The 22,157-nt window shown below is 66.9% G+C and carries 21 protein-coding genes and 3 pseudogenes; 14 read left to right on the forward strand and 10 right to left on the reverse strand.

The features are described from left to right. The first annotated feature begins 137 nt into the window (after positions 1-137). From ACZ4N4_RS29415 to ACZ4N4_RS29450, 8 genes are all read left to right on the forward strand, one after another. On the forward strand, positions 138-458 hold the full coding sequence (locus ACZ4N4_RS29415) for a GNAT family N-acetyltransferase (protein ID WP_355490225.1): 321 nt from the start codon (positions 138-140) through the stop codon (positions 456-458). Then, positions 458-904: a (4Fe-4S)-binding protein gene (locus ACZ4N4_RS29420; RefSeq protein WP_467594394.1), complete on the forward strand. Its 447-nt coding sequence runs from the start codon at positions 458-460 to the stop codon at positions 902-904. The genes ACZ4N4_RS29415 and ACZ4N4_RS29420 overlap by 1 nt, the downstream gene beginning before the upstream one ends. Positions 905-955: 51 nt before the next feature. Then, complete coding sequence (locus tag ACZ4N4_RS29425) at positions 956-1,435, forward strand: MarR family winged helix-turn-helix transcriptional regulator (RefSeq protein ID WP_467594397.1); 480 nt, start codon at positions 956-958, stop codon at positions 1,433-1,435. Between the two features lie 64 nt (positions 1,436-1,499). Continuing rightward, a complete protein-coding gene (locus ACZ4N4_RS29430) occupies positions 1,500-3,140 on the forward strand; it encodes an NAD(P)/FAD-dependent oxidoreductase (RefSeq protein WP_467595133.1) in 1,641 nt (546 codons plus the stop codon). Continuing rightward, the gene (locus tag ACZ4N4_RS29435) at positions 3,137-4,588 is read left to right on the forward strand and encodes an ATP-binding protein (protein WP_467594400.1); all 1,452 of its coding nucleotides are present in this window, start codon (positions 3,137-3,139) and stop codon (positions 4,586-4,588) included. The genes ACZ4N4_RS29430 and ACZ4N4_RS29435 overlap by 4 nt, the downstream gene beginning before the upstream one ends. Then, positions 4,585-4,938 carry a UBP-type zinc finger domain-containing protein gene (locus ACZ4N4_RS29440; RefSeq protein ID WP_467594403.1) on the forward strand — a complete coding sequence of 118 codons (354 nt, stop codon included), beginning with the start codon at positions 4,585-4,587 and terminating at the stop codon, positions 4,936-4,938. The genes ACZ4N4_RS29435 and ACZ4N4_RS29440 overlap by 4 nt, the downstream gene beginning before the upstream one ends. Positions 4,939-5,554: 616 nt before the next feature. After that, positions 5,555-6,016, forward strand: coding sequence for a GFA family protein (locus ACZ4N4_RS29445; protein WP_467594405.1), 462 nt, complete (start codon positions 5,555-5,557; stop codon positions 6,014-6,016). 560 nt (positions 6,017-6,576) lie between these two features. After that, positions 6,577-7,677 carry an NADH:flavin oxidoreductase/NADH oxidase gene (locus tag ACZ4N4_RS29450; protein ID WP_467594408.1) on the forward strand — a complete coding sequence of 367 codons (1,101 nt, stop codon included), beginning with the start codon at positions 6,577-6,579 and terminating at the stop codon, positions 7,675-7,677. Positions 7,678-7,870: 193 nt separating this feature from the next. On the opposite strand, the pseudogene ACZ4N4_RS29455 reads toward ACZ4N4_RS29450, so the two are convergent. Both ACZ4N4_RS29455 and ACZ4N4_RS29460 read right to left on the reverse strand, forming a co-directional pair. Then, positions 7,871-8,633, reverse strand: a pseudogene (locus tag ACZ4N4_RS29455) (transposase family protein). Positions 8,634-8,752: 119 nt separating this feature from the next. After that, complete coding sequence (locus tag ACZ4N4_RS29460; protein WP_467594410.1) at positions 8,753-9,286, reverse strand: VOC family protein; 534 nt, start codon at positions 9,284-9,286, stop codon at positions 8,753-8,755. A 352-nt stretch (positions 9,287-9,638) separates the two neighbouring features. On the opposite strand from ACZ4N4_RS29460, the gene ACZ4N4_RS29465 reads away from it, so the two are divergent. Both ACZ4N4_RS29465 and ACZ4N4_RS29470 read left to right on the forward strand, forming a co-directional pair. Further along, the gene (locus ACZ4N4_RS29465) at positions 9,639-10,070 is read left to right on the forward strand and encodes a hypothetical protein (RefSeq protein WP_467594412.1); all 432 of its coding nucleotides are present in this window, start codon (positions 9,639-9,641) and stop codon (positions 10,068-10,070) included. Positions 10,071-10,440: 370 nt separating this feature from the next. Continuing rightward, positions 10,441-10,760 (forward strand): annotated as a pseudogene (locus ACZ4N4_RS29470) (transposase); the annotation flags it as partial. Here ACZ4N4_RS29470 and ACZ4N4_RS29475 read toward each other — a convergent pair. Both ACZ4N4_RS29475 and ACZ4N4_RS29480 read right to left on the reverse strand, forming a co-directional pair. After that, positions 10,758-11,261, reverse strand: a pseudogene (locus ACZ4N4_RS29475) (fatty acid desaturase family protein); the annotation flags it as partial. The pseudogenes ACZ4N4_RS29470 and ACZ4N4_RS29475 overlap by 3 nt on opposite strands. Before the next feature lie 111 nt (positions 11,262-11,372). Beyond that, positions 11,373-11,633, reverse strand: coding sequence for a hypothetical protein (locus ACZ4N4_RS29480; RefSeq protein ID WP_467594414.1), 261 nt, complete (start codon positions 11,631-11,633; stop codon positions 11,373-11,375). A gap of 121 nt (positions 11,634-11,754) precedes the next feature. On the opposite strand from ACZ4N4_RS29480, the gene ACZ4N4_RS29485 reads away from it, so the two are divergent. Then, the gene (locus tag ACZ4N4_RS29485) at positions 11,755-12,588 is read left to right on the forward strand and encodes a YhjD/YihY/BrkB family envelope integrity protein (protein ID WP_467594416.1); all 834 of its coding nucleotides are present in this window, start codon (positions 11,755-11,757) and stop codon (positions 12,586-12,588) included. A gap of 432 nt (positions 12,589-13,020) precedes the next feature. Here the strand turns inward: ACZ4N4_RS29485 and ACZ4N4_RS29490 are convergent, their stop codons facing one another. The 3 genes from ACZ4N4_RS29490 to ACZ4N4_RS29500 form a co-directional block, all read right to left on the reverse strand. Next, positions 13,021-13,974, reverse strand: coding sequence for a YihY/virulence factor BrkB family protein (locus tag ACZ4N4_RS29490; protein ID WP_467594419.1), 954 nt, complete (start codon positions 13,972-13,974; stop codon positions 13,021-13,023). A gap of 206 nt (positions 13,975-14,180) precedes the next feature. Beyond that, positions 14,181-14,354 carry a CsbD family protein gene (locus ACZ4N4_RS29495; protein WP_199380241.1) on the reverse strand — a complete coding sequence of 58 codons (174 nt, stop codon included), beginning with the start codon at positions 14,352-14,354 and terminating at the stop codon, positions 14,181-14,183. 1,334 nt (positions 14,355-15,688) lie between these two features. Beyond that, entirely contained in the window at positions 15,689-16,591 is a 903-nt protein-coding gene (locus ACZ4N4_RS29500; protein WP_467594422.1) for a LysR family transcriptional regulator, read from the reverse strand. 188 nt (positions 16,592-16,779) lie between these two features. Between ACZ4N4_RS29500 and ACZ4N4_RS29505 the strand changes: the two genes are divergently transcribed. Then, a complete protein-coding gene (locus tag ACZ4N4_RS29505; RefSeq protein WP_101416076.1) occupies positions 16,780-17,085 on the forward strand; it encodes a DUF1330 domain-containing protein in 306 nt (101 codons plus the stop codon). Here ACZ4N4_RS29505 and ACZ4N4_RS29510 read toward each other — a convergent pair. Together ACZ4N4_RS29510 and ACZ4N4_RS29515 are read right to left on the reverse strand one after the other, a co-directional pair. After that, positions 17,066-17,686: a Vgb family protein gene (locus ACZ4N4_RS29510; protein WP_467594424.1), complete on the reverse strand. Its 621-nt coding sequence runs from the start codon at positions 17,684-17,686 to the stop codon at positions 17,066-17,068. The two genes, ACZ4N4_RS29505 and ACZ4N4_RS29510, sit on opposite strands and share 20 nt — an antisense overlap. A gap of 21 nt (positions 17,687-17,707) precedes the next feature. Continuing rightward, positions 17,708-18,598, reverse strand: a complete 891-nt coding sequence (locus tag ACZ4N4_RS29515; RefSeq protein ID WP_467594427.1) for a hypothetical protein — start codon at positions 18,596-18,598, stop codon at positions 17,708-17,710. A 600-nt stretch (positions 18,599-19,198) separates the two neighbouring features. Between ACZ4N4_RS29515 and ACZ4N4_RS29520 the strand changes: the two genes are divergently transcribed. Together ACZ4N4_RS29520 and ACZ4N4_RS29525 are read left to right on the forward strand one after the other, a co-directional pair. Beyond that, entirely contained in the window at positions 19,199-19,579 is a 381-nt protein-coding gene (locus ACZ4N4_RS29520; RefSeq protein WP_467594429.1) for a transposase, read from the forward strand. Continuing rightward, on the forward strand, positions 19,576-20,145 hold the full coding sequence (locus ACZ4N4_RS29525; RefSeq protein WP_467594431.1) for a hypothetical protein: 570 nt from the start codon (positions 19,576-19,578) through the stop codon (positions 20,143-20,145). The genes ACZ4N4_RS29520 and ACZ4N4_RS29525 overlap by 4 nt, the downstream gene beginning before the upstream one ends. Before the next feature lie 527 nt (positions 20,146-20,672). Here ACZ4N4_RS29525 and ACZ4N4_RS29530 read toward each other — a convergent pair. After that, positions 20,673-22,148 (reverse strand): class I adenylate-forming enzyme family protein, encoded by a 1,476-nt coding sequence (locus ACZ4N4_RS29530; RefSeq protein ID WP_467594434.1) that lies wholly within the window; start codon positions 22,146-22,148, stop codon positions 20,673-20,675. Positions 22,149-22,157: the final 9 nt, after the last annotated feature.

Consider the following 22,157-nt stretch of genomic DNA (forward strand, 5'->3'; position numbering starts at 1 on the left):
CAGCCTCAAGGAAGCCCTCGGCACCACCGCCTGACCCACCCCGACGGCGGCCGCCCACCCCGGCGGCCGCCACGGAAAACACCTCCATGGCACGAGCCACCGAACATCATGAACTACAACGCAGCGGGAGGATCAGCATGAGCGACGCGCAGACGCCCAGCGTGCAGATCGTCGACAACACAGCAGCCAACCGTTACGAGGCGCGCATCGGAAGCGTGGTGGCAGGCTTCGCTGAGTACATACGTACCGAGCGACTCATCGCCTTCGTGCACACCGAGGTCAATCCCGGATACGAGGGCCAGGGTATCGGCGCGGCACTCGTCCGTTCATCCCTGGACGAAGCGCGCTCTGCCGGTCTCGCTGTCCTGCCGGTGTGCCCCTTCTACGCGGGATGGATCGCCCGTCATCCCGATTACCAGGCTCTCCTCTACTCTGGCAAAAGCAAAGTCAGCGACTGATGACCACGACACCTTCTGGGGGTTCGGACCCGACGCTGAGGGACGCCGCCAAGCGCTACGAGGGCTCGGACATCGCGGTCAGTTACGAAGCGCGGATCTGCCTTCATCAGGCAGAGTGCCTGCGAGGGCTCCCGGCTGTCTTCGACGTCGAGCATCGGCCCTGGATCGACGTAAGTGCTGCACCAGCTGAGGTCATCGCCGAGGTGGTGGAACGGTGCCCCAGCGGCGCTCTGCAATATCACCTGCGCGCGGGCCGGGACGAGGAACCCTCGCAGCCCGCCCGGCTGCGACGGCATGCGCGCGGGATTCTGTACCTTCGGGGCGACCTGCAGATAGAAACAGCTGCAGGAATTCGACGTGAAAGCAGGGTCATGCTGTGCGGCTGCGGAAAATCCAGCAACCAGCCGTTCTGTGACCACTCCGGACCTTGCGGAAGCGCAGCCTGACAATTCCGACCAGCGGGGCCGTGTGGAACCGCCGTCTCGTATGGTGGACTCATGGATGATAGACAGGCTCCGCTGTCAGAAATCGAAATGCGGGCATGGCGCAGCCTTTTGCACATGAGTGCGCTCCTGGCCAGCAGAACGGCACGCCCTATTCAGCTCGAATTCGGGCTTTCCGAAGCCGATTGTGCCGTGCTGGCGGAGCTCACGCAAACCGTCACGGAGGACGGCTGGATACGCATCTCTGAGCTGATTGCCTGTCTGGGGTGGGAGAAGAGCCGCCTGTCTCATCAGTTGAGTCGCATGGAGAAGCGCGGCCTGGTCGCGCGAAAAGAGCATGCAGATGACCGGCGAACCGCTCTCGTAGCGGCTACCCGGGCAGGCCGATCAGCCATCGTCGAAGCGACACCCCGCCAGGCCGAAGAAATCCGGCGACTTTTCCTCGACCACCTTTCCCCTGGCCAAATAATCTGGCTGACAGAGATTGCGGAACGCATCACCGAAAAGATGCGTGCCGCTGCTGAAACTCTTTAAGTGCTGTGCCCGAAGATTTGAGGAACTCGTGCCAGAAAACACCGAGAAGGCGCGGACCGCCATCATGACTGTCGACGATGACCCGGGAGTATCCCGAGCCATCGCCCGCGATCTGCGGCGACGCTACGGGGCCACGCATCGAATCGTGAGGGCGGAATCCGGCGCAACCGCACTTGAAGCACTTAACGAGTTGAAGCTGCGCGGCGACCAGGTGGCCGTCATCCTGGCCGACCATCGCATGCCGGACATGAACGGCATCGAGTTCCTCGAGCAAGCCATGGATATCTTTCCCAGCGCCCGCCGTGTCCTGCTCACCGCCTACGCGGACACCAACGCAGCCATCGACGCAATCAACGTGGTGGACCTGGACCACTACCTGCTCAAGCCGTGGGATCCACCGGAGGAAAAGTTCTACCCAGTCCTCGACGACCTGCTCGCGGGCTGGCGTGCCAGCGACCGCCGAACCGTGACCAGCATCAAAATCATCGGTCACCGCTGGTCCGCCCGTTCCTCCCAGGTACGGGACTTCCTGGCCCGCAACCAGGTGCCCTACCGGTGGTACTCCTCCGACGAACCCGAAGGGCAGCGACTGCTGGCCGCCGCGGGTCAGGACGGGACGCGACTGCCCGTCGTGATCACTTCCGACGGCACACCGCTGATCGAGCCGGACGTACCCGACCTCGCGACCTGGGTCGGGCTGGCCACCGAGCCGACCACCGACTTCTACGACCTCGTCGTCATCGGCGGAGGCCCGGCCGGACTCGGGGCCGCCGTATACGGCGCCTCGGAAGGACTTCGCACGGTCCTGGTCGAGCGGTCCGCGACCGGAGGACAGGCCGGACAGAGCTCACGCATCGAGAACTACCTGGGCTTCCCCGACGGCGTCTCCGGAGCGCAGCTGACCGACCGGGCCAGGCGGCAGGCGGCCAAGTTCGGCGCAGAGATCCTCACAGCGCGGGAGGTGACCGGCCTGGAAACCAGCGGGGCCGCCCGGGTCATACGCTTCTCCGACGGCACCGCGATCGGCGCCCGCAGCGTCATCCTCGCCACAGGCGTGTCCTACCGCCAGCTCCCCGCCGAAGGCGCCGACTCCCTGGCCGGCTGCGGGGTCTACTACGGCTCGGCGCTGACGGAAGCCGCATCCTGCGAAGGCCACGACGTATACATCGTGGGCGGGGCCAACTCGGCCGGACAGGCCGCGATGCATCTGTCACACACCGCCAAATCGGTCACCCTCCTGGTACGAGGGCCCTCCCTGGCAGCGTCGATGTCGCACTACTTGATCCAGCAGATCGAGCAGACAGGCAACATCCAGGTCCGCTGTCACACAGTCGTCGACTCCGTACAAGGCACCGACCACCTCAAGCAACTCACCCTGCGCGACACCGAAACCGGCCAGAGCGAAACCGTGGAAACGCACTGGCTGTTCGTCTTCATCGGTGCCGCCCCGCTGACCGGCTGGCTCGGGGATGCCGTCCAGCGCGACGCACGCGGCTTCATCCTGGCAGGCCCCGATCTCGCCCCTGACGGAAGCGCTCCTGATTCCTGGGAACTGGAGCGAGCCCCCTACCACCTGGAGACCAGCATCCCCGGCGTGTTCGTCGCCGGTGACGCACGGGCTGAGTCCGCCAAACGCGTTGCCTCCGCCGTAGGCGAGGGAGCCATGGCCGTCATGCTGGTCCACCGCTACCTGGAGCAGTCATGACCAGCCCGCTGCCCTGCTACGTCCAGGAGATCAAACAGCTCTTCCTCTTCGAGAAGCTCGCCCCCGAGCAGCTGGACCGCCTCTGCCAGGACGGGCGCGTCGAGCTCGCCCGACCCGGCATCCTCTACACCGAAGGGCAGCCAGCCACCTGCTTCTACGTGCTGCTCGAAGGCACTGTCGTGATGTACCGAAAGGTCGGCCAGGACGACGTCGAGGTCAACCGCACCTCACAGCAAGGTGTCTACGCCGGCGCCATGCAGGCGTACCTCGGCGATCGGACGCCGCAGGTATACAACAACACCCTGCGTGTCACCGAGCCGACCCGGTTCTTCGTGCTTCCCGCCGACACCTTCGCCACCATCGTGCAGGAATGGTTTCCCATGGCCGTTCACCTACTGGAGGGGATCTTCTTCGGTGTGAAGAACACCCAACAGGCCATCGGACAACGTGAACGGCTCCTGGCCCTCGGCTCTCTGTCAGCGGGGCTCACCCACGAACTCAACAACCCTGCCGCCGCAGCCGCGCGAGCCGTTGCCGCACTGCGGGAGCGAGTGGCGGCCATGCGCCACGATCTCGCTGCGCTCGTCGGCGGCAAGTTCACCACGGCCACGCTAGCCGCTCTGATCGAGGCCCAGCAGCAGACAGCCGACATGGTCGGCAAGGCACCACAGCTCAGCCCACTGGAGACCGCGGACTGCGAAGACACTCTCACCGACTGGCTCGACGGCCACGGCATCGAGCACAGCTGGCAGATCGCGCCGACCCTCGTACAAGCCGGCCTGGACGACGCCTGGCTGGACCACATCGCGGCGAGGGTCGACCAGCCCGCCTTGCCGACAGCGATCAGATGGCTCAGCCAGACCGTCGAGAACGAGCTGCTGATGAACGAGATCGCGGAATCAACGGCACGTATCTCCCACCTCGTGGACGGAGCCAAGCAGTACGCGCAACTGGACCGAGCACCTTACCGCCCCGTCGACGTACACGAGCTGCTGGACAGCACCCTGATGATGCTGTCCAGCAGGATCGGACCTCACATCGCGGTCGACAAGATCTACGACACCACACTGCCCGCAGTCCCCGCCTACGCCGCTGAGCTCAACCAGGTCTGGACGAACCTGATCGACAACGCGATCGCCGCCATGAGCAGCGCCACGGACACAGGGACACTCACCATCCGCACCGCCCACCTCCAAGACCAACTGCTGGTCGAAATCCGTGACACCGGCGCCGGCATCGACGCCAAGATCCGCGACAGGATCTTCGACCCCTTCTTCACCACGAAGCCCGTGGGGGAAGGCACCGGACTCGGACTCGACATCGCCTGGCGAATCGTCGTCAACAAGCACCACGGCAACCTCAGCGTGGAGTCCGCACCAGGCGACACCCGCTTCCAGGTCCTGCTCCCGCTCGCCGCCCGCACACCCGACCTCGAGGAGTCCCGATGACCAGCCACCCCACGATTGACCTCACCACACCACCGAGCGGCACCGGCTGTGTCGACTGCGACGCCACCAACGGCTGGTGGTTCCACCTCAGGCGCTGCGCCGTATGCGGGCACGTCGGCTGCTGCGACAGTTCCCCCTCCCAGCACGCCACGGCCCACTACCGCGCCACCGGGCACCCCGTCGTCCAGAGCTTCGAACCCGGAGAAGACTGGTTCTGGGACTTCGCCCGCAACGATGTTCTGGACATCGGGCTGGAGCTCGCACCTCCCAGCAGCCACCCCGAGGAACAGCCGGCCCCGGGGCCGGCGGGCCGGGTGCCGCAGGACTGGGTCCGCCAACTGCGGCGCTGACCCCCCCCACGGAACGCGAGCGAGCAGAGGTGATTCGCCGCCTGTTGTGAGCGGGGATACTGAACCGCGGGCGAGATAGGAGCGCATAAAGGCAAGACCGCCAACGCCATCTTCGACGGTGGCGCTATCTGCACCGGCGAATACGGGACGCGACAGCTAGACGCTACTCGAAAACGGCCAGCCCGAGGGGGCTGGGCGTGCCCGCCTCCATTACATACGCAATGTCCATGTGCAGGATTAAAGTGCCTCGGCCAGCCCTTTGATTCGTGCGCAGAGGGCTGGGACCCGCCGGAACGAGGACGCCCTCGGCGAGGACTGCAGGAGCAGACGGCTCAGCGCCAGCGTCGACATTTCGAAGATCGGGCAACGTCTGCCCTCGCCCCCCGGAGACTCATTCTGGCTCGGAATAAACCGAAGACCGGAAAACTCATACCACTTCCGGGGATGCCCTTTAGGGCAAACAATACGCATCCCCAGCCCGCAAGCGTCCGTAGGACGTCCTGATCTGTGGGGTTCCTGCCCATTAATGAGGGGCGTAGAACGAAACGAGGATGCAGGCTGGTGAGCATAGAGATGCGCCGCAAGGGCGCGTCGGTAATTACTCAGGGAGCAAAGCATGTCTGAAAAGTTCACTGGGCGTTGTGAGTGCGGCGCCATTACGTACGAGTTCAGTAACGCGCCCGAGTTCGTCGCGAACTGCTACTGCAAGGACTGTCAGAGGTCGTCCGGCGGCGTCATGGCGAGCTACTTCAGTGTTGCCCAGGACGACTTCAAGCTTCTCAGTGGCAGCCCGCGTTCCTACCCCTATGTGGCCGACAGCGGGAACACCCTTGAACGCAACTTCTGCGCCGATTGCGGTGCCAGGGTCTTCACCGACAAACTCTCGGGGTTCCCGGGCCAGGTTTTCGTGATGCTCGGCAGCATGGACGACCCTGAAAGCATCAAGCCGCCGCTCATGGAGATCTTCACGGCGCGCCGCATCTCTTGGACCAAAGCGCTCGATGTGCCGCAGTATCTCGCTCGTCCCGACGCAGACCCGCAGTCCACGGTCGGGCGCTTGCCCGGGGGTTGCGGCTGAGCGTTGGTCCGCAGCGTGATTGTTGTGGATCAGTCGTCAGGAGACGAGGAGGCAGGTTCCGGCCTGCAGTGTTGCGAGCATTGCAGGCTCCCTGCCTGCACGGCAGGTGAGGCACTCCGAGTTGCGCATGTGTCCCATGCTCCCGCGACGGTGTTCGCTGCGTCCGATCATCGGCGAGCGCCGCTTCGAGGGTGCACGCGGTCTCCGCGCCGGCGACCTTCGTCTCCACCACAGCCAGTCCCGGCTCCGCCACGTTCGCGTCGATGGCCGCCCCCTCCCACTGCAGGACATGCTGGCAGGCGACGGCGTTCGCTGTCTCCGCCAGCATCACCCGTCCGATACGTGGCGGGCGGGCGGCCATGTCGAGCGCTGGCGTAGCAACGCAGGCACCCCGACTGCGTCTTCGCCTCGGCCATCCATACAAGTGTTCTTGCCCCAGCCGTACACCCTCAGGCGCTGCCGGAGCAGGCCAAGCCCGCACTCACCGGCGCCACGCAGTCAATGCGGACTGATCACAGTGCCTCACCCCAGGCCTCCGGGCCGCATACAAGGAGTACGAGTTGAGCTCTCTTTTCGACGGCTACACCCTGCGGTCGCTGACCATCCCCAACCGCATATGGATGGCCGCGATGTGCCAGTACAGCGCGGCGCCAGAGGGGGAGGCCGTCGGTGCCCCGACTGACTGGCACTTCGCCCACCTTGCGGCACGGGCCACCGGTGGAACCGGTCTGATCCTCACTGAGGCCACGGCCGTGAGCCCTGAAGGCCGCATCTCTCCATACGACCTCGGCATCTGGAACGACACGCAGGTGGCCGCCTTCCGGCGCATCACCGAGTTCCTCAAGTCGCAAGGAACCGTGCCCGGTATCCAACTTGCCCACGCCGGGCGCAAAGCGTCGACTGAACGGACTTGGGTTGACCGCGGCCGGCAGATCACTCCGAACGAGCCCTTCGGTTGGACGCCGGTAGCCCCCAGCGCAATCGCCTTCGACGAAGCGTCCACCACTCCGAAAGAGCTCACGGCTGAGCGCATTGGCGAGATCGTCCAGGAGTTCGCCGACGCCGCCAGGCGCGCGCTGGCAGCCGGATTCGAAGTCGTCGAGCTGCATGGGGCACACGGTTATCTGATCCACCAGTTCCTGGCTCCCTACAGCAATCACCGCACCGACGGGTACGGCGGATCCTTCGAGGCTCGGACACGCTTTGCCCTGGAAGTCGTCGAAGCTGTTCGGGCAGTGTGGCCTGAGGAGCTGCCGGTCTTCTTCCGTATCTCCGCCACGGACTGGCTCACGGAAAACCCTGAGGATGACCGGGAGGGCTGGACCACCGAAGACACCGTGCGCTTCGCCAAGGAGCTCCAGGCCCGCGGCGTTGACCTCATGGACGTCTCCACCGGCGGCAACGTTCCCGACGCGAAGATTATGGTCGGCCCCCACTACCAGGTGCCCTTCGCTCAGAAGGTCCGTAACAAGGCCGGGATGCCCGTGGCCGCTGTCGGCCTGATCACGGAGCCGGGGCAGGCCCAGGACATCATCGCCTCCGGCCAGGCGGACGCGGTTCTCCTGGGCCGCGAGCTGATGCGCAACCCGTACTGGGCGCGCCGCGCAGCCAAGGAACTCAACGGCCAAGTCGCCGGCCCTGTCCAGTACCACCTCGCATGACGACGCTGGGGGCAGCAGTCTGATGATCCGCTCGCCCGGCGCGCGCCGGCTGTGACGCCACAGGCCGCGAGGGGGCACAGCTTTTCTCCGACGGTCATGGTGGTCGGAGAAAAGGCGGGTTCCCTCGCAACGTGAAGAGCGTGACACGGAGAAGGGGAAATACCGCCAGCTCGACAATGAGGCTTTTCCAATCTCAGCTTGAGGTTGCCAGGTAGAGGGCGAGGACGGCCTTGACCAGGTCGGTGATGCGGGTGGTGCTGCAGCGGAGCTTGCGCAGCAGCCGCCACGACTTCAGGGTGGCCATTGCCTGCTCGCCCACTGCTCGGATCTTCGCGTGGGAGACGTTGACGGCCTTCTGGCCCGCGGAGAGCTTGTCCCTGCGGCCACGGTAGGGGGCGCGCACGGTGCCGCCAGCGCCCTGGTACCCCTTATCGGCCCAGCAGCTCACGCCGGCCTCAGCCAGTGCCGCGATGACGCCGTGGGTGCGGGCGGCTTTGACGTCGTGGACCGATCCGGGCAGAGCGGCGGAGGCCCACAGCAGCCGTCCGAATGGATCGGCGGGGACTTGTACGTTCATGCCGTGCTTCTTGTGCTTCCCGGAGTAGTGGGGCCGGTCGGCCGCGATCCGGTCGATGGGCAGCAGGGTGCCGTCGAGAGTCACGAACGCCTTGTGTGCGGCGGTGCGCACGGCTGTTGCGAGGTTCGGTGCGACGGCGGCCAAGACCTCGACCGCTTCAGTTATGTAGCGGTAGACGGTGGCGATCCCGACCCCGAACTCGGCTGCGAGCTGGGCGTATGTGTCCGCACCGCAGGTGGGCCAGGACCAGCAGGGCCTGCCGATCTGCGGGGAGCCGACGCCACCGTGTGCCCCGCTCCAGGCGTCGGGTGGTCAGCAAGCGGGAGAGGTAGCGCAGGGTCACACTGGACAGATCGATCCCCGATGGGTAGACGAGCACGTGAAGCTCCGGGCAGATAGGTTGATCTTGGTCGACAACCCATCTACCAGGAGCTTCACCTCTTCCCGGACACCACCCCCACGCCAACTGCCGATCGTTTCAGTCAAGTTGGGCACTGATCAGTTGGTTGTCCTGACAGGAGCACTGCTGCGTCCCTGGTCTCGACCGCTGAGTTCGGTGTCGAGTGTCTCCTGAGCCACGCGCATGACTTCGGCGTACGCGGGGTCCTGTAGCCGCTTCCACATCTCCTCTTCAGAGACGTCCTCGACGCGGCTGATCACCCACCAGATGTTGCCGAACGGGTCCTTGATACGGCCTCCGCGCTGTCCGAAGGCGTCGTAGGCCAAAGGCGTGACGACATGGCTGCCAGCTGCGACGGCTTGTGAAAAGGCTTGGTCAGCGTCGGTGACGAACACGCGCAGCAGGCTTGGCATGGCGGGCCAGTTCGTGTGCCGGTCGAAGGCCAGCACGACGGTATCGCCGACTCGAATCTCGCCGTGACCGATCAAACCATCCTCGGTGGGCACTCGCCCCAGCTCTTCACCCCCGAACGCCCGGGAGACGAAGCCGAGGAAAGCCCCCGTGTCGTCGGTAACGACCCAGGGGGCAACGGTGGTGTAGCCCGCCGGCGCGGAGTTTGTCTGCTCAGACATCACGGCCCTTCCGCCAATGTTGGTTGTCAGCCGCGACGTTAGGCGGGATCCAGGTCAGGTTCTGTCCTATATGGAGGGGCCGGGCGCCGGTGCTACCTCACGACGCTCGGAGGTAGACCCGTTCATAGCCCTCAGCCACCGCAACCTGAGGTTGGAACAGGCTCAATGCCGCCGGCATCGTGCTGCTGGACAAGGTGGGCCGCCACCGCCGGCATGCTTGCCGCCTTATCATCCCTGCCCCCGCCTGGCGGGACGAGATGGAGCTGGCCGCGTGAACGTGTCCGAACTTCTGAGACTGCTGCAGGGCGAGCACGACCAGACCGCCGCCCGCGCCGACCAACTGCGCGCATAGATGGAGCAGTTCACCACCGCCCTGGCCGAGGCCCGCCTGGCCGAACGGGCCACCACCCACAAGGTCATCGACGGCCTCGCCCCGCCCGACCACGAACCGGCCCCCGCGGAGAGCACCACCGTCTACCAGCGCATCGTGACCGCGTTCGACGAGCACCCCAGGAAGGTGTTTCGCATCCGTGATCTGCACGAACACCTCGGCCTGCCCACCGACGAGCCCTCGACCAACGTCACCCGCTCCCGCCTGGGCCGGCTCGTCCGCCAGAGGGTCTTCCGTTTGGTCTTGGTGTTGACGCCCTCAGTGGGGCCGTTGCTGTACGGAAGCGTGAGCCCGGCGATCACGGCGTCGATGTCCCGGTCCAGGCCCCGGGTGAAGGCGTTTGCAATTCTCAGAACGACGCCGCATGTGGCCCTGATATGCAGTCAGCTCTGAGAATATGGCGCCGTTTTTGAGAACCTACATTTCGTGTAGAGTCTCGCGGCTCACGTCCTACGAAGGGACTCCGAACTGCGGCTTTTGTGGAGTCTCATGCTCGTGTCCAGCCGTTCAGTCTCTCGACATGGGACTTCGGACTGGATGGACCGACCAAGCGACAACTGGCTGGCCCCCTGCCCACATGAGGCTGGCGCACGCCACAACGCCGGATGGCGTCCCGCTGTGTGGTGTAGCCGATCAAGGTTGAGGTGTGCGCGGGCTTGCTCCCGGGGCGCACACCCGCGAGAGGCTTCTGCTCCCTGCGCATGAGGCAGCCACCGTGCAACTCTCCGTGGGTGAACGGGCAGTTCAACGCAGGTGGTGCGCGGTGGCCTTGTCCCAGTCTGACTTACTCCGCCTGCTGGAGTCACTACGTTCGGCGGACGGACTCGAACTCGTGCGGAGCGTGGCCGAGCGGATGCTGCAGGAGTTGATCGAGTCCGAGGCCGTGGCCCGGATCGGCGCCGAGTGGAACGAGCACACCGAGGCCCGCACCGCCTACCGCAACGGGCACCGCGGCAAGACGCTGACCACCCAGGCCGGCGCCTCGACCTGGCCGTCCCCAAACTGCGTACCGGCAGCTTCTTCCCCAGCCTGCTGGAGCGGCGGCGCCGCATCGACCAGGCCCTGTACGCCGTCATCATGAAAGAAGAGGAACGCCTGCCAGCGGCCGATGATCCTCGGCAGCCCGGTCGCGGCGCGGGCCTGATCCTGGGACCACACCAGCAGGTCGGGGGCGATGTCGGGGTCGAGGTCCTCGTGGTTGGGGTTGGCGTGGTGGCGGCTGTGTTTGTCCTGCCACCATCCATAGCCCATCCCGATCGCGGCCCCGGCGATGCGGCCGGCCGTCTCGCTGGGCCGGCGCCGGCGGAAGACCTGGCGGTGGGCGACGTCGTGGGCGAGCAGAGCGACCTGCCCGAACATCACGGCGAGGAACGCGGCGAGCGCCAGAGTCCACCAGCCGGAGCCGATGAGGACGAACGCACTCCAGACACCGGCATAGGCGACGGCCACGGCGATGGAGCGGACGGTGTAGTAGCCGGGGCGCCGGTCCATCAGGCCGGCCTCGGCGATCTTCTTGGACAGGCGGGCGAAATCACTGCCGCCTGCGGGGGGAGGCGGGCGACGGGGCGGGGTATGCGTGGTCATGCTGTCGGCGTGTCCTTCCCGGCCGATGGGCCTCGTCCGTCCGTGTGCCGGATGCGAGGCGGCAGCCGGGTACCCGCATCCCTGCGGCCGGCACCCCAGCCGGGGTGCGTGTCAGAGTTTGCGGGCGCCGCGGGGCTCGACGTAGGGGTTTTCCCCGGGCGGGTGGCCGCTGTCGATGGCCCGGGCGTGTTCGAGTTCGGCGTGCCACTGACAGAATTCCGGGCAGAGCAGGATGGCGATGGTGGAGATCCCGCGTCCAGACCAGGTAGATGATGATCGCGGCCATGCTGCCGTACGTCTTGCTGTGATCGCGGCGAAGAGCAGGATCATCACGGGCCGTTTGGCGATGTTGTGGCCCCCTTGAGAATCCACGACGTGGTGGTTACGCACTCACGAATGTCGGCTTCCTGGGTCATGGCCTCGTCGTGAGCCGTTCGGGAAGCTGCGTCGCGCCCTCGCGGGCCGCCGGGGTCGACCGTGGTAGTCGACAGGCATGCCGATGAAGACCCCGGGTGCCGCAGGCCGTTCCTCTCTGTTCGAACGGCTGGGCCGCATGATCAGCCATTCACCGGTCGGACGCGGATGGCGGCGGAGCAGCGAGCTGGGGTTGGGGCAGCGTTCGCTGGGCTTCGCGGCGCTGGGCTTCCTCACGCTGGTGCCGCTGCTGATCATTGTCTCCTCGGCCGATCCAAAGCATGGGCGGGGATTCGCGCAGTGGCTGGGGGAAGGACTCGGCGTGTCGACGACCTCCAGGGAACATGTGGAGCAGTTGTTTATTCGTCCCGGTCAGGCTCTGCGGACCACGACCGCGTTCGGAATTGCCGTCCTGGCCGCTTTCGGCCTGGCCTTCGGGGCAGCGGTGCAGTCCGGCTATGAGAAGGTCTGGGATCTGCCCCCGGCCCGCTGGTGGGCCAGGTGGCGCCATGTGGTGTGGCTCGGCGTACTCATCGGCTACCTCTTCGCTTCCGCCACCACCACGCTGCGGCCTGAATCCCTGGCCGGTGGGTTCGTCGCATCGCTGAGCGCCGTCCTGTTCTTCTGGTGGTCGCAGCGCATGCTGCTGGGCGGGCGGGTTCGCTGGCGCGCCCTGGTGCCCGGTGCGGTGGCTACCATGGTCGGTCTGCTCGGTCTCAGGGTCTTCTCCCGGCTCGTCTACTCGCCGCTGATCGCGTCCAACGCCGTCACCTACGGCCCCGTCGGAACCGTCCTGGTCATCCAGTCCTGGCTGGTCGGTGTGGGCGTCGTCGTATTCGGCGGTGCCCTGGTCGGCCGGCTGCTGCACGAGGAGCTCCCACGCGTGGCACGTGCGCTGAAACGGCGAGGATGAGAGGGGAACCTCGGAGCCCGGAGCTGCTCACGCCCGGACGCCCGATTGCCGGGGGCGTGCGCATGATCAGCGTGCATCAGGCCGCATCCTTGCGTGGACGACGGCCATACACGGCGAGCAGTAGCGTTCGGCCGGCGTGTCATCGAGGACCGGTCTGGCACCCACGGTTCGTGCGACCTCCTGTCCGCACAGTGTGGCGCGGGCATCACTCTTGGCCCTGACGTGCCACATGACCCCGGCACCGGTCGTCGCAGGGTCGGCGATCATCTCGTACATCGGCCTCTCCTCTGGTTGAGACTCTCGTGGGCGGTGGGTCGCTTCGTCTGGGGCGAGCCGGGAACGCGCTGCTGGCCAGGGAGCCCCACCCCGCTCGCCCTTCGGTGGGCGTCGGTGGGCACTCGCCGCAAGGGGCGGGTCGGGGACCGCTCGGTGTCAGGGCCTGGGCGGTGTTGTTGGTGGACCGCCGTCTTCCGCTGCCCGCTGGGGTTCGTCGGTCACTGCGGGTCCGGTCCCGGGAACCGGCACCTCACCTGCGTCTGCTTCGCTGGCCTGCGCTGCTGTCCCCGTCGCCGTCCAGGCGGCGCAGTACAGCAGCAGCCTGGCCATGAGGTTGATCCACAGCACGACGGCGACCGGGACGGCGAAGGCGCCGTACATGCTCTTCCCTGCGACGCCCTGGAAATAGCCGGTCAGCAGCAGCTTGAGCAGTTCGAAGCCGACCGCACCGATCAGACCGGCGACCACGACCGCACGTCGGCCGGGATGCACCCGCGGCAGCCGGGTGAGCAGGTAGACCAGGAGCAGGAAGTCGACAAGCAGGGCAATGGCCAAGCCGGCGAAGAACAGCAGCACCCGTCCCGCCCCGCCCTCGATCCCGACCTTGTCGGCTGCCCAGCCGACCGCGCTGTTCGCGAACACCGAACTGCCCATCGCGACCAGCCCGACCACGCCGAGACCGACCAGCACCCCGGTGTCCTTGATCCTGAGCAGGATCGGATTTCCCGGGTCCTGCTCCTTCTCCCAGACCGCACGCAGGCACCCGCGAAGGGCGCCGACCCAGTTGATGCCGATCACGAGCAGCAGCGCGCCCGCAATGAGCCCGACGGTTCCGGCGTGCGCGACGAGGCCCTTCAGGTTCAACAGGTGGGAAAGGCCCGGCGCCTGGCCGGCAATCTTGTCTTCAAGCTTGCTGAGCTGGTCCTTGCTCAGCAGCTTGGCGCCAATCGCCGCGCCCGCAGTGATCAGCGGAAAGAGCGCGACGAAACTGATGTAGGTGACGGCGGCGGCGAGCCGGGCCCAGTGGGTCTTGGCCAGCCGCTCGTACGCCCGCCACACGTGAGTACGCATCAGCCGTGCGATACCAGGAAGCCTTGTCAGCCAGTCCATGGTGAACACCTCCTCCCGACCTGCATGCACGGCGCACCCGCTTGAGGACCCGGAATGTCGACGGAAAGCGTGATCTCCCCGGTGGCGGAAACGATCACCCACCCACGGCCGGACACCAAAACTCCCCACTGTGTACGGCTTCCACCCCTGGCGGGACGGCCCAACCGAACCAACGACCCGTAGTTCGCCGGCCCGGGGCGGAGTGGTCAGTGCTTGAAGGCGTCCCTGATCTTCGCTCCGGCCTGCTTGATATTGCCCTTGACTTGGTCTCCGCGGCCTTCGGCCTGCAGGCGCCGACTGCCGGTGGCGCGGCCGGTCGTCTTCTTGGCGCCGCCCTTCATCGCTTCGGCCTTGTGCGCGATCTTCTTAGCGATACTCATGGATGGCCTGCCTGGGTGAGTTCTCTGCTGGGGTTCGGTGGCAGAAAGATCCGTGGCGCTGGCCGGCCACCGATCTGCGCGTGGGGGCGGTCTACCAGGGGGCGGATCGGTGCCCGCACAAGTGCAGTCTGCTCCCAGGACCGCCGTTTGGGGCGGGAGCGCGATCACGTGGGGTGAGCCTCCCTGCGCCTTCGCGTCCGAGGATGACGATCATGACCCGCTCCAAGGATCTACCTGCTGCTCTCACGGTAGAACCGCACCGTCCACGAAGCCACCGCGGCAGGGACGGCAGGATTCCCCGGGACTGGCGGCTCACTCGCTGCAGACCATCGACCGCGACACCGCTCGATCTTCTAGGTGGTGGCCGTAGGCGAGAGAGGGCCTGGTGAGTCACACTTGTGTTGCCGCTCGAAGAGCACCCCAGCCGGGGCGGGCCTGGTGAACCGGCCAGTGAACTACTCCCCGCTGCCGGTCAGCACCTTGCTCGGATGGCGTTCGGGAATGCCACATGGCTTCGGCGAACGCTGCTGCGGGCCGCCCGGCCCGACGGCTCCGCCGCGACCTTGGCGGTCACGACACAACGGGAATGCGGCTTCGACTCCGCGAAGTCAGCTAACCGCAACTGCCGGACAGACACCTCACGTACCGACGCGTCCTCGTACCGGATCGACGCCGTAGGAATCTTGCGCGTACGACGGGCGCCGCCCGACCTTCCCACAGCCATGCTGGCAACCGTACGAAGCGCCGTCGGCCCCCACTCACAGAAGAACGGAAGAGCCCGGCTGAGATCGCTACTGAACGAGCCATTGTCAATGAGATCGCGGATTTGCTAATCCGCTGCTAACCAACCGCCTTCATTGCTAACGAAGTCGCGGACCCTAGATCGGACTTGTGGGATCTCAGAACGCGCGTCACATGCCGACGCTGTGGCCTGCCGCTCTCTGCTCATTCTCACGCCGATGGCCATGCTTCTGTCTCAGGAGCGTGGCCATTTCCGGCCTCGGGGAGCAACGGAACAGTGGTTGGCGTTAAGCATTGACCGACGTCATGGACGCCGTTGACGGCGGGCGTTCCCGCCGGTTACCCGTGCTTGTCCGGTTCGGCGTCGGCGAAGGCGCGGTATCCGCCGAGAGCTCGGGCTGGGCGAGGAAGTCGCCGCGGTGTACGACTCGGACCGGACCCGGGGCCATCATCGGATGCTGATCCGCCGGCGTCGCGAGGTCGTGTCGGACATTCAGCAAGACCGCCGTCGTCGTCATCACCGCGCAGTCCGCCGGGCGCAGGGTCTTCGGCCTCGCCACCGCAGGCGCCCGTCTCGCTTGACCGCTTGCGCGTCAGTCCGGCAGCCAGTGCAGCTCGTGCGCCAGGGTTTTGGCGACGGCACGGATGCGGCGGTGTAGCGGTGACTGCTCGCGTGGGAGGACCAGGTGGGTCGTCAGGCTGGGCGCGCCTCGCAGTGGTCGCCAGGTGAGACCGGCCGGTTGTGCCGTGGCCGCGGCTTCTCCGGCCGGGGCGAGGGTGACCCCGTCGCGCAGGTCGCGCTGAGACATGTCGAAAGAGACTGCGGGCGTGTGGAATCGGGGGTGTGGTCGGGTGTCTCGGAACAGTGCGGACAGCTGATCGTGGATCACGGGGTTGGCCGCACGGTCCGGGAGTCGCAGCGGAAACGCGGCCGCGTCGGCGATCTCGATCTCCGGGTGTTCGGCCAGCGGATGGTGCTGCGCCAGTTGGACCCCGATGCGCGCACGCCGCAGCAGGAACCGGCGCACGCCACGGCCCGGCTGTTCACCGCGGGTGATCCCGGCATCGATGCGGCCGTCGGCGACCGCGGGGGAGATCTCCGGTGTCGCCATCGGGACCGCGCCGACCTCGAGTCCGCTGTTGCCGCGAATCAGCCTGTCTACCAGGGCCGGTGCCGTCTCGGCCCCGGTGCTGAGGCTGTATCCGATGCGCAGCGTGCCCAGTTCACCGGCCGCCGCGCTCCGGGCGGTGTCCCATGCTCGGTCCAGCGCCGCCAGCGCGGGCGGCGCGGACTCCGCCAAAGCCGCGCCGGCCGTGGTCAATACCACGCTACGCGTGTTGCGGACCAGCAGGGCCGTACCGAGTTCCGCCTCCAATCGGCGCATCCGGGCGCTGAGTGCGGGCTGTGCGATACCGATCCGGGCGGCCGCGCGGGTGAAGTTCAACTCCTGCGCCAGCACCAGGAAGTACCGCAGGCTCACCGTATCCGGCGCCACGTGCCCTCCCTGCCGATTGATAACGATCCGTTCTGAGTCTATCCCGTACCGGTCTTTCCCTCGACCGCACATCAAGCCCTAACCTGCGCATATGACGATTCAGCTGACCGCAGTACCCGGGGCCGGGATCGATCGATCTGAGTGTCAATTCGAAGTCGGACATGTCCGGCCCAACACAGGAGGTTTCCATGGCTAAGGGCTACTGGGTCAGTGTCTACCCGGCCATTTCCAACCCTGAGAGGCTGACTGCCTACGACAAGCTGGCCGGTCCGGCTGTCCAGGCTGGGGGCGGGCGCGTCCTGTCCCGGATCCCGTCCCGTGGCGGTCGAGTCGTCGCCCACGAGGCCGGAAACACGCAACGCGTCGTTCTGATCGAGTTCGACAGCTTCGAACAGGCCGTCGCGGCATACGAGAGCGAGGCATACCAGAAGGCGCTGGTGGCCCTCCCCGACGGCTTCGAGCGTGACTTCCGCATCATCGAAGGCATCGACTGACCGGCGGGCCCAGCCATCGCTGACCATCCGTCACCTGATACGCACACGGTGCTGAACGACGACTCACGAGACGAGTTCGAGGCCGTGCCCCCCGTCCCAGTTCGTCGTCGACGTCCTCGACGGCCTGATCCCTGTCGGGCGGATCGAAGAAACGACGCGACGTCCGGGCCAGCTGGACTGTCTCGCTGACCTCGTCGACGAAACCGCTGGTGGTGGCCTTGCTGATCTTGTTGGTGCTGACGTGGGTGAACCACATCTTGCCGTCGGGGCCGGTGGTGATCTGGTCCAGGCGCGAGCCCGCGGTGGGCACCGGGTACTCGGTGATGGCCCCGGCCGGGGTGATCTTCCCTATCTTGTGGCTGTTGTATTCGGTGAACCCCAGATTGCCGTCCGCACCGGCGGCAATCCCGACCGGAGTGGAGTTCCCGGCCGGCACGTCGTCCTCCGTGACCACCCCGGCAGGGGTGATCTTCCCGATCTGGACGTCCTGGGGCTGGGTGAACCAGACGTTGCCGTCCGGGTCCGTGGCGACGCCCTGAGCCCGGCGGGGCACGCTGTGCTCGGTGATGGTCACCACCGCGGATGCCGGGATCGCGCCCACCCCGCGCCTGTAGCGGAGCGCTCACTTCCTCCTCGGGCGGCCCGGATATGACCCGGCGGGGCGCAGTTGAGTGCCGGCCTTCAGCAGAGCCAGGCGGACCGTGGCGAGGCTGGTTCCTTCCCGGTCCGCGATGTCCTGGAGCGAGAGGTGGCCGTGCTCGTACCAGGTGCGCCATTGCCCGATGCGGGTGGCGGTGTACTGAGTGCGGCGAAACCGCGGTGGGCTCCAGTCGACCGGGTACCGGGACAGCAGATATATGACATGCGCCGTGGTGGTCTTCAAGGTGTGCGCGAGCTGGGCGATGGAGAAGTCACCGGTGGGCACGGCCTGATGGAGCTGAGCCGCGGTGATGCTGTCCGGCTCGGGCCCGGGGAGCCGAAGTGGGGCAAGGGCGCGGGCGGCCAGGCGCGGTGCCCACCGGACGGGTTCGTCGATGCCGTGCTCGCCTAGGAGCGCGTGGGCGGTGCGCATGAGCAGTTCCGCTTCGGCGGGCAGGATCCGCCAGCGAAAGCGCTGGTACTGCTGGCGTCGGGCGCCGGTGACGGGCGCGATGTCGGGGTGCGCGAGAAGCGGGGGAGAGCCCGTCAGGGTGTGGAAGAGCCAGCGCTGGGCGTGCGCGGCATCGGGGCTGTGGTTCGAGCGCAGTCGCCGCTGCAGATCCTGCCAGGTCGCTGGGTCGATGAAGTGTGAGCAGGCGGTGAACAGGGCACGGCGGTGTGCGTAGTCGATGGGGCTGCCGTGGGCGTCGAGGTGGTCGGCGAGCAGGATCAGCGGGTGCAGGACGTCGGCGCAGTCGGCGCGGCGTGTCGGATCGGCAAGCAGGGTGGAGACGTTGTGGCTGCTGACTGTGGTACCGGTCAGGCGTACTCCACCTTGGATCGATGTGGTGTTGCCGGCCAGCAGGCAGGCCACGCTCAGGAGTTCGTCCGCGCGCTGCGCGGCGGGTCTGCCGCTGGGGTGCCGTTGGCGCCAGGCGCAGGGCCCACTCGGGCCACAGAGCGGTCGGCAGACTGCGTGCTCCGGCGTCCTGATTGGCCGGGGGCCGGGTGGAGGCGAGGGCGGTGCGGTGGCGTAGGCGCGCGACCGGCATCAGCTTCGTCTCCCGGCTGGAGCGCAGCGCCGCTTCGAGTCCGGGCGAGAGCGTGCCGCCGAGGGCGCTGACACCGGCCGGATGGAGGGGGCGGCCGGTGGCGGCCACCCGGTTGGTCAGCCACGCAGCGGCCCAGGCCGCGGCGCGAATGTTCTTGGCGTGCAGGATGCGGAAGGCTGCCGTGACCGCCACGGCAGTGGCAGCGCTGTCGTCGGGCGTGAAGTAGCTGTGCACATCGCTGCGTTGAGTGTCCGGCGCCCGCCGTGAATCCGCGGCCAAGATCGCCGGATTCATCGAACGCGGCCAGGCCGCGTTGCGTCCGCTGCTTATCGGGGGCGCGCCGGGGGCGCTGGTACTTGATCACTAAGGCGCCATTTCAGTTGGCGTGATCTTGCGGCAGTCTGAGGTGATGACTGCTGCGCTTGTCGAGCGGATGGCGCCGGAAGAGCTGTGGACGTTGTTTCAGCGGGTGGTGCCGCCGGCGCCGGTCCGACCGCAAGGCGGAGGACCTCGTCGGCGCGGGGACCGCGAGGTGCTGGCGGAAGCTGCACGGTGACAAGGGCTATGACTACCGCCACCTGCGCCGATGGCTCGCTTCCCGTGGCATTCGGCATCGCCTGGCCCGCAAAGGCATCGAGTCATCTCGGCGCCTGGGCCGACACCGCTGGGTCGTGGAGCGGACCGTGTCCTGGCTGTCCGGCTGTCGACGCCTGCACCGCCGCTACGAACGCAAGCCGGAACACTTCCTCGCCTTCACCGCCATCGCCGCAACCCTCATATGTCACCGCAGACTGACCAAGTGAAATGGCGTCTAAGGAAGTCCCGGTGTCGCCTGCCCTCGACCGGCTGGGGGCTGCTCAATCTCAAGGGTGGGATTGTCACTGCGGGCAAGGAGTGGACGGACGACGGAGCGGTCCACGAGACCCACTCCCTGAAACGACGCGCGGCCAAGGCGACCCGCTCGGTTCCTATCCCGCCGGTACTCGTGCGGATGCTCCGCAACCACATCGACCGTTTCGGTGTCGCCGCCGACGGCAGGATCTTCCAGAACGAGGCTGGCAACTACATCGAGACCTCGGCGTACTGCATCACCTGGGGGCGTGCCAGGGAAGCCGCGCTCACCTTGGACGAGCACGCCCTGCACCTCGCCAAGCGACCGTATGACTTGCGCCACGCCGGCATCTCCTTCTGGCTGGCCTCAGGCGTGGACCCTGTCGAATGTGCACGCAGGGCGGGCCAAAGCATCCAGGTCCTCTTTCGCTACTACGCGAAGTTCCTGGCCGGGGCCCGAGACCATGCGAATCAGCTGATCGAGGAGTCGATGAATCGCTGGGAGGGCTCCTCGTCTCCTCCTGGCGAGACCGGGTGACCGGGGATCTGGTCCGGAAATATTCCGGACCAGGTGGGCGACGGTGGGACACAGGTGGGATGAAACGGGAGTAAGGCTTCATTTCGCCGTACTGCTTGAAACAGCGAATCACAAGGGTGCCTGAAGGGGATCTTCCCAGGTCAGGCACCCTTTCGTGTGCCCTTAGAAGAACCCGAGTTTGCGTGGCGAGTACGACACCAGAAGATTCTTCGTCTGCTGGTGGTACATCGCACGCGTGGCGCTGACCTGCGCGAATGCGGGGTTTGCAGAGAGCTGGCGGGAGTTGGTCCGTGTATGGTCCGGAATCTTGATGGTGTCTCCTTGCCGGCCTGCTCCGGCAGGAGCGGCCCGGGAGCGAGCGCACCGATAGGGCGGGGCCATCCTTGTGAGCAACTCCGCGGATGTCCCCGGCAGGCCGGGCGAGTGGCGAAGCTCGCGAAGTGCTGGGGGTCCCGGATCTGGACTCGGTCCCTGACACGGAGCCGAGGGCCGCCACCGGAGACAGCCCCAAGCGCCATCCGTGGAGGTCAGGACCGCGCGGCGACCTCGGCGTGGGCAGCGCGCAGCGAGACCTTGTCGATCTTGCCGACCGGGTTCTTCGGGATGGCATCCACCACGAAGAACGCGGTCGGGCGCTTGAAGCCGGTGAGGCTGCGCGCGCAGAGGAACTGCAGTGCCGACGGATCGACGGCCGAACCCGGTCGGGGCTGGACGTAGGCGACGACGACCTCTCCCCATTTCTCGTCGGGGACGCCGATCACGGCGGCTTCGAGCACCGACGGGTCACCGACGAGGACGTCCTCGATCTCCTTGGGGTAGATGTTCTCCCCACCCCGGATGATCATGTCTTTCGACCGTCCGACCAGGGTCAGGTATCCGTCGGCGTCGAGTCGGCCCACGTCGCCGGTGTGCAGCCAGCCGTCGACGATGACCTTGGCTGTCTCCTCCGGGCGGCCGAGATAGCCCCGCATGACGTTGGGGCCCCGCACGACAACCTCTCCGTCCGCGCCCGGCGGCACCTCGCTGCCGTCGGCGTCGACGACCCGGATCTCCTGGCCGGGGAAGGGCAGTCCCACGGTTCCGGCGCGTCGAGGGCCCGCGACAGGATTGATGGTGGAGCCGCAGGTTCCCTCGGACAGCCCGTACCCCTCGACGAGCGGGAACCCGTAACGGGCCTCGAACCGGGTCAGCAGCTCGGCGGAGGCGGGTGCCGCGCCGCAGACTCCGAAGCGCAGGGACGACGTGTCGGGGCGGACCTGGTCCGGGAGCGCCGCGAGCATGCTGTAGATCGTCGGCACGGCGCTGAAGAACGTGGGGCGCTCGCGCTCGACCACGTCGAAGAACGTCTGGGGATTGAACCGGTCGGCGATGGTGACGCTCGCGCCCGCCAGCAACGGTACGAGAGTGCTGACCACGATGCCGTTGACGTGGAAGAGCGGCAGGATCAGCAGGCACCGGTCGGCCGGCCCGACCTCCAGCGCCCGACGCCCCATGTCCGCCATGGCGTCGATGTTGGCGTGATCGAGCATCACCCCCTTGGGAACCCCGGTCGTGCCGCTGGTGTAGATGAGCAGGGCCAGCGCGGACGGGTCCGGGAGGGGGGCCTCATCCGGCTCCGCCGCTGCGTCGTCGTGCAGTTCGCCGACGGCGAGCACGGCAGTCCCGTCCGCCACCGCGGCCTCGCCGTCCTCGCTCACCAGAAGGCGTGCGCGGGAGTCCTTGACCTGTCGGGCCACTTCGATGTCGGTCATGCTCGGGTTGACCGGCGTGATGGTGGCGCCGAGCCGCCAGGCGGCGAACAGCAGAAGCACGAACTCCACGCGATTGGTGAGCTTGAGAGCCACGACATCGCCGGGGCCGATCCCGAGATCCTGGAGGTGACGTGTGGCCGCCTGGACGCGACGCAGCAACTGGACGTTGGTGAGGGCCTGGCGGCCGTCCGAGACCGCGGCCCCGTCGGGGTCGAGGGACGCGCGGCGGTCGGGCAGAGATGCGAAATTCATGGCGAGGGC

It is taken from the genome of Streptomyces sp. NPDC026538, from assembly GCF_055567535.1.